Source organism: Henriciella sp. (assembly GCF_049649345.1).
In the GTDB taxonomy this organism is placed as follows: Bacteria; Pseudomonadota; Alphaproteobacteria; order Caulobacterales; family Hyphomonadaceae; genus Henriciella.
The window spans coordinates 1-5,790 of sequence record NZ_JBARZC010000491.1; the positions used below are offsets into that span (position 1 = coordinate 1).

The following is a 5,790-nucleotide window of genomic DNA, read 5'->3' on the forward strand; positions in this document are numbered from 1 at the left end:
CGCGGGAGGTGATCGGGGAAGTGCTCGCGGAAGTGAGCTGAACCCTATCTGCCGATCGACCCGACGCAGGCCGGAGTCTCGTGCAGCAAGCGCTGAGATTTATGTCTCCAAGACGTCAGTCTTCGCCGGGATGAGCGGGACGGCTAGCCCTAGCTCTCCGACCCCATCACTTCGAGCGCCATGGCCCTCTCCCGGACCGTGATGCGCTCGTCCTTCTGCAGAGGGATGAGGCCCTTGTCGACGAGATAACCGGTCGGACCCCAGGCGTCCTCCTGGGTGAATTCGGAGATGAACTCCCTGATGCCCGGCACCAGGTTCACATTCTGCTTCTTCACATAGAAGAACATTGAGCGTGAAATTCCGTACTCGCCGCTCGCAATGCGCTCGAACTCCGGTTCGACGCCGCCGACTTTCGAGCCTTTCAGACGGTCGAGATTCTGCTCGAGAAAGGAATAGCCCATGATCCCGATACTGTCGGGGTTCTTCATCAGGGTCTGCACGATAGCGGTGTCGTTTTCCCCGGAGTCGATCCATTTGCCATCATTGCGGATCGTCATCGCCCGCTTTTCAAAAAGCTCTGGGTCAGTTTCCTTCAGGGCGGCGACTTCCGGGATTTCTTCCGCGCCCCCTTCGAGGGCAAGTTCGGCGAAGGCGTCGCGCGTACCGGATGTCGGCGGCGGCCCGGAGACGAGAATCTGCATGTCCGGCAGGTGATCTGCGACATCGCTCCATGTCTCGTGCGGATTCTTGATCCAGCCGCCATTTCCGTCCGGAATTTCCTCAGCCAGGCCGAGCCAGATTTCGGCTTTGGAGAGATCCAGCGACGGCGAGCCCTTGGCATTGGCGAGCACGATGCCGTCATAGCCGATCTTGACCTCGACGAGCTGCGTGATGCCGGCCCTGGCGCACAGGGCAACCTCAGACGGTTTGACCGGCCGGGACGCGCCGGTCATCGAGGCGGTGTCCGGGCCGATCCCCTGGCAGAACGCCTTGAAGCCGCCGCCCGTGCCTGTCGATTCCACAATGGGCGTCGGATATTCGGTGATCGCCCCGAATTGCTCGGCCACGGTGGAGGTGAACGGATAAACCGTCGAGGAGCCGACAATCTTGATCTTCTCGTCAGGCGCCGCAGCGAAGACCGCGACGGCCCCCGAACTTGCATCGATCTCCGACAGATCGACCTCTGGCGCGCAGGCGGTGAGGAAAAGGCTGGTCGCGAAGAGGGCGGATATGGCGCGCATGAGAGGCTCCAGTAACTAGTCCGGCCCCGAATATAGATGTTTTGTGACAGTCAGATGCTCGCCGAGCGGTTTTCTGCATTTTCTTCTGCCATGAGATCATGGGCAGACGGAAATCCGAACGTCCGGCACACACTGAGCAGCCGCCGGTTCTGAGAGAGGCTGCTGGTCAGGAAGACCCGACCGCCGGGCCTGTCATTCGGCGCGCGTCCTTCTGTTTCGCGCGACAGCACGCGCAAGGTCTGGCGCGCGATCGCCGCACCTGAATCGATGAACTGGACGGGCCTCGGGCTGGCCGCCACCAGCTGTTCGCGGACCAGCGGGAAGTGCGTGCAGGCAAGGACGATCGTATCGACGCGATCGCCGCCATCGGCCTCGAAGATGGGCTGCACCGCTGCGCCAAAGCCGGCCGCGTCATGTGCCTCGCCGGCGGCATGCGCTTCTGCCAGGCGGACCAGTTCGATACTGCCGTGCATGATGACGGAGACGCCCTGGGCAAAATCGTCGATCAGGCGAGCCGTATAGTCGCGCCGGATTGTGCCAGGTGTCGCCAGCAGACCGATCACGCCCGTCTTCGTGGAGGCCACGGCAGGCTTGATTGCAGGCACGGTGCCGACCACCGGGATATCGAGCTGCGCGCGAACCTCTTCCAGCGCCAGCGTGCTCGCCGTGTTGCAGGCAATCACGAAGACGTCCGGCTTAGCGCGCTCGACCAGTTGCGCAGCAATCTCGGGCAGGCGCGCCCTGAGGGCTGCATCGGATTTGTCGCCATAGGGAAAAAAGCCGGTATCGGCCGCGTAATCGACAGCCACACGCGGCGCGCGGGCCATGATCTCGCGCGCGACCGTCAGCCCACCCATGCCGGAATCGAACACAAGCACCCGGCCGGCCTCTGGCACGGGCATCAATCGGCTGGAAAGCGTGGTCTCGGTCGGCATGGTCGCTCCTGTCAGCATAGGATGCTTCGCCTCTGGCGTTAATATGGCGTTGCCTGCCACGCATTTGCCGCGAAATCACACCCCTCTCGCGGGCCGGACAGCAAGAGCCAGGCCCATAAAGTGCTGCACCGCACCACGCAAAAGACCCAAATCGCCGGGAATACTTGAAAACGCGCCAGATATTTGCTATGTTGCACCGCAGCATAAGCTCAAAGGAGCGCCACAATGACCACCGCCGAGACAAAACTGAACCCGATTGAACTATGGACCGAGTCTCTCGCCGCCTGGGGAGACTTTAGCCGTAGCGCAGGTGAAGCCTGGATCGAAACCGTTATGTCGATGAACCCGACGGCGGAACATTCCACCTCCGAAGACATGACCCGCGACCTTTTCCGCAAGCTGGCCGATCTCAATCTCCAGCACTGGGAAAGCACCGCAAAAGTGCTTGAAGCCATGCCGGGCTGGATGCGCTGGCCGCAATCTGTACCGGGAAGCGCGCTGACCGACTGGTTCGACCAGATGCGCCGTCCGAACGACCTGGGATCCTTTTCCAACTTCTTCGACTTCGACAAATTCGCCGGGTCCACACCCGCGAACGCGCTGCGCCGGCCTCTCGGTCTAGACGCGCCTGAAGGCGACGCTGACGATCTGACCCGGATCAAGGGCATCGGCCCGAAACTATCCCAGACGCTGAACGATCTTGGCGTCTATCACTTCCGCCAGATCGCTTCGTGGCAAGACGCCGAAGCCAAATGGGTCGACGATTTTCTCGCCTTCAAGGGCCGTGTGGCCCGCGAGCAGTGGATCGAGCAGGCGCAGAAATTCGCCGCCAATGGCGCGCTGCACTAGCAAAGACGACCACATCCAGACAGAAAGCCGGGCCGGACCTTCCGCCCGGCTTTTTTGTGGCTCAGACCGACCCTGGCAGGAAGCCGTCATCGCGTTCCGGCGGTTTCGGCGCCGAGACCGCCTTGCAAATCTGCTGCAGCGCGGATTTGAGGCCCTCCTCAAGCGTCGGGTGATAGAAGGGCCGGTCGAGCATATCGCTGGCCGTCAGCCGGGTCTCGACTGCCCAGGCGATCATATGGGCGATATGTTCTATGCCGGGGCCGACCAGGCGCGCGCCGGTGATCCGGCCATCCGTATCATCGGCGAAGATATCGCACTGGCCTCTGTTTTTCAGCATGGCTTTCGCCCTGCCCTGATCTGAATAGTCTGCCCGACCGCAGACGACCCCGTCGCCGCCCGGCTCTCCCACTGTCGCCATGTTCGGCTCGGTGAACATGATCTGCAGCTTGGACTTCCTCTGCATCGGTTTGACCTGCGGGAAGGTCGCGGCGTTGAGCCCGGCAATCGTGCCCTCGGCAGAGGCCTCATGAAGGACAGGCCGGTCGTGATTGGCATCGCCCACAATGAAGACCGGGGCTTTCCCGCATTGCAGCGTATCGCGGTCGAAGACAGGCGCGCCATGCTCGTCGAGATCAAGACCGGCTGTCTCGAGATCGAGACCGTCCAGGTTTGGCGCGCGGCCAGCGGCGACAAGCAGCCTGTCGAAGACAGCCTCTCCTGTTTCTGCGCCGGTCCAGCGCAAGCGCACCGCGTCTCCTTCGCAGGAGGCTTCGGGTTCGACATTCAGGTGGAGCGGCATTTCCTCGCCAAGGGCCTCTCGCAAGGACGCCTCGACATCACCTGTCGGCAACCCAGCCAGCGTCTCTCCGGTATCGAAGACCTCCACCCCCACGCCCAATCGAGCGAGCGCCTGCGCCATTTCAAGCCCAAGCGGCCCGGCCCCGATGACGCCGACAGAGCCGGGCAAATCCTCAAGATCGAACAGCGTTTCATTCGTCAGGATACGGTCGCTTACCGCCTTGTATGGTTCTGGAATGATGGGACTGGCGCCTGTGGCGATGACGACCGCTTTGGCGTCCACTGTCCGGCCATCGTCAAGGATGAGTTTGGTCGGGCCGGCAAAGCGCGCCCGGGCCCTGACACAGATACCGTCCGGCAGATCGGCCATGGACTCCTTGGTGGCCTCGACAAAGCGGTCACGCTGAGCCCGCAGCCGTCCAAGGACGGCCGGGCCGTCAATATCCGGCTCGGGCAACCTTATCCCAAACGCATCTGCCGTGCGGGCCGTGTGCGCGGCATTGGCAGTAGCAATCAGGAGCTTTGAGGGCATGCAGCCGACCGTCGCGCACGTCGTGCCGGCAAAATATGGGTCGATCAGAAGCGTCTGCGCGCCCGCATCTCTCGCATGTCGCTCGGCGGCGAGGCCTGCGGTGCCCGCGCCAAGAATTGCTACATCGGTCCTGAGATCTGCCACGCCTTGCTCCTGTGCCGTTTCCAAGAGCCAAGCGATTCTAGACCGCGTCTGGTTCCGGCACCGCGCCGGGACCTAGCTCAGAATATCGTATAAATCCGTCCGCCTGTCGCGGAAGAAGCCCCATGCGGCGCGGTGACGGTCGAGGAAATCGAGGTCGAATTCGGCGGTAATGACGCCTTCCTCATTCCGGCCAAGCTCCGAGACGATTTCGCCGGCATGGTCTGCGATGAAGCTCGTGCCATAGAAGATCTGGCCGTTCTCATCGCCGGTCCGGTTGGCCGCGACGACCGGGATGACGTTCGAGACCGCATGACCCTGCATCGCCCGGCGCCAGCGCGCGGCCGTGTCGAGGTCTGCGTCATGCGGCTCGGAGCCGATCGCCGTCGGGTAGAACAGGACATCGGCGCCCATCAGCGCCATGGCGCGAGCTGTTTCGGGGAACCACTGGTCCCAGCAGATGCCAACGCCAATCCTCCCCTTCATCGTATCCCAGACGCGGAAGCCTGTATTGCCCGGACGGAAATAGAACTTCTCCATATAGCCGGGGCCATCGGGAATATGGGATTTGCGATAAACGCCAAGCGCATTGCCGTCTGCATCGATAATGACGATGGAATTATAGTATTCCGGCCCGTCCTTCTCATAGATCGAGACGGGGATGACGACGCCGAGCTCCTTGGCAAGTTCTTCAAGCTGGATGACAGCCGGATGCTCCTCCCACGGATAGGCGTTAGCGAAGAATTTTTCGTCCTGCACCTTGCAGAAATAGTGGTCGCAGAAGAGCTCCGACGGCAGGATGATCTCGGCGCCCTCAGCAGCGGCCTCTCGAATGAGGCCTTTCACCTTGTCGATATTGGCCTGCATGTCCTGGCTGAACGAAGCCTGGATCGCAGCGACCTTCAGTGTGCGGCTCATGTGGACAATCCTTCATCGATTTGCGGGACCTGCTGGGTCATGCAGTGAAAACTGCCCCCGCCTGTCAGAATATGGTTGGCGGGCAACGCGATAATCTCATGGTCCGGCATCAGCGCCTGCAGCTCCGCCTTGGCGAGCTTTGAATGGGTGTCTTCATAGATCGGCAGGATGATGCGGCCATTGGAGATCAGGAAATTCATGTGGCTCGCCGGGACGGGCGCGCCATCTTCATCCTCGATCCGGCCCGGAGAGGGAATGGTGGAGACCTTAAGGCCGGCCGTGCGAAGCTCATCCTCGATCGCGCGCAGAATGTCCGCATTCGGATCATCATCGCCCGACGGTGTCTGGCAGACGACATGGCCCGGCCCGATAAAGC

At 61.8% G+C, this 5,790-nt stretch carries 6 protein-coding genes; 1 reads left to right on the plus strand and 5 read right to left on the minus strand.

Annotation, left to right across the window (positions count from 1 at the left end; genetic code table 11):
• Positions 1-149: 149 nt before the first annotated feature.
• Positions 150-1,241: a substrate-binding domain-containing protein gene (locus tag WA989_RS13610; RefSeq protein ID WP_424341034.1), complete on the minus strand. Its 1,092-nt coding sequence runs from the start codon at positions 1,239-1,241 to the stop codon at positions 150-152.
• 50 nt (positions 1,242-1,291) lie between these two features.
• Positions 1,292-2,176 carry a glutamate racemase gene (murI, locus tag WA989_RS13615; protein WP_424341035.1) on the minus strand — a complete coding sequence of 295 codons (885 nt, stop codon included), beginning with the start codon at positions 2,174-2,176 and terminating at the stop codon, positions 1,292-1,294.
• Between the two features lie 225 nt (positions 2,177-2,401).
• On the opposite strand from murI, the gene WA989_RS13620 reads away from it, so the two are divergent.
• Positions 2,402-3,025 (plus strand): hypothetical protein, encoded by a 624-nt coding sequence (locus WA989_RS13620; RefSeq protein WP_424341036.1) that lies wholly within the window; start codon positions 2,402-2,404, stop codon positions 3,023-3,025.
• A gap of 61 nt (positions 3,026-3,086) precedes the next feature.
• On the opposite strand, the gene WA989_RS13625 is transcribed toward WA989_RS13620, so the two are convergent.
• The 3 genes from WA989_RS13625 to WA989_RS13635 form a co-directional block, all read right to left on the minus strand.
• The gene (locus WA989_RS13625; protein ID WP_424341037.1) at positions 3,087-4,499 is read right to left on the minus strand and encodes a dihydrolipoyl dehydrogenase; all 1,413 of its coding nucleotides are present in this window, start codon (positions 4,497-4,499) and stop codon (positions 3,087-3,089) included.
• A gap of 72 nt (positions 4,500-4,571) precedes the next feature.
• A complete protein-coding gene (aguB, locus tag WA989_RS13630; protein WP_424341038.1) occupies positions 4,572-5,414 on the minus strand; it encodes an N-carbamoylputrescine amidase in 843 nt (280 codons plus the stop codon).
• The coding region (locus tag WA989_RS13635; RefSeq protein ID WP_424341039.1) for an agmatine deiminase family protein at positions 5,411-5,790 on the minus strand (380 nt) is incomplete at its 5' end. The genes aguB and WA989_RS13635, both read right to left, overlap by 4 nt.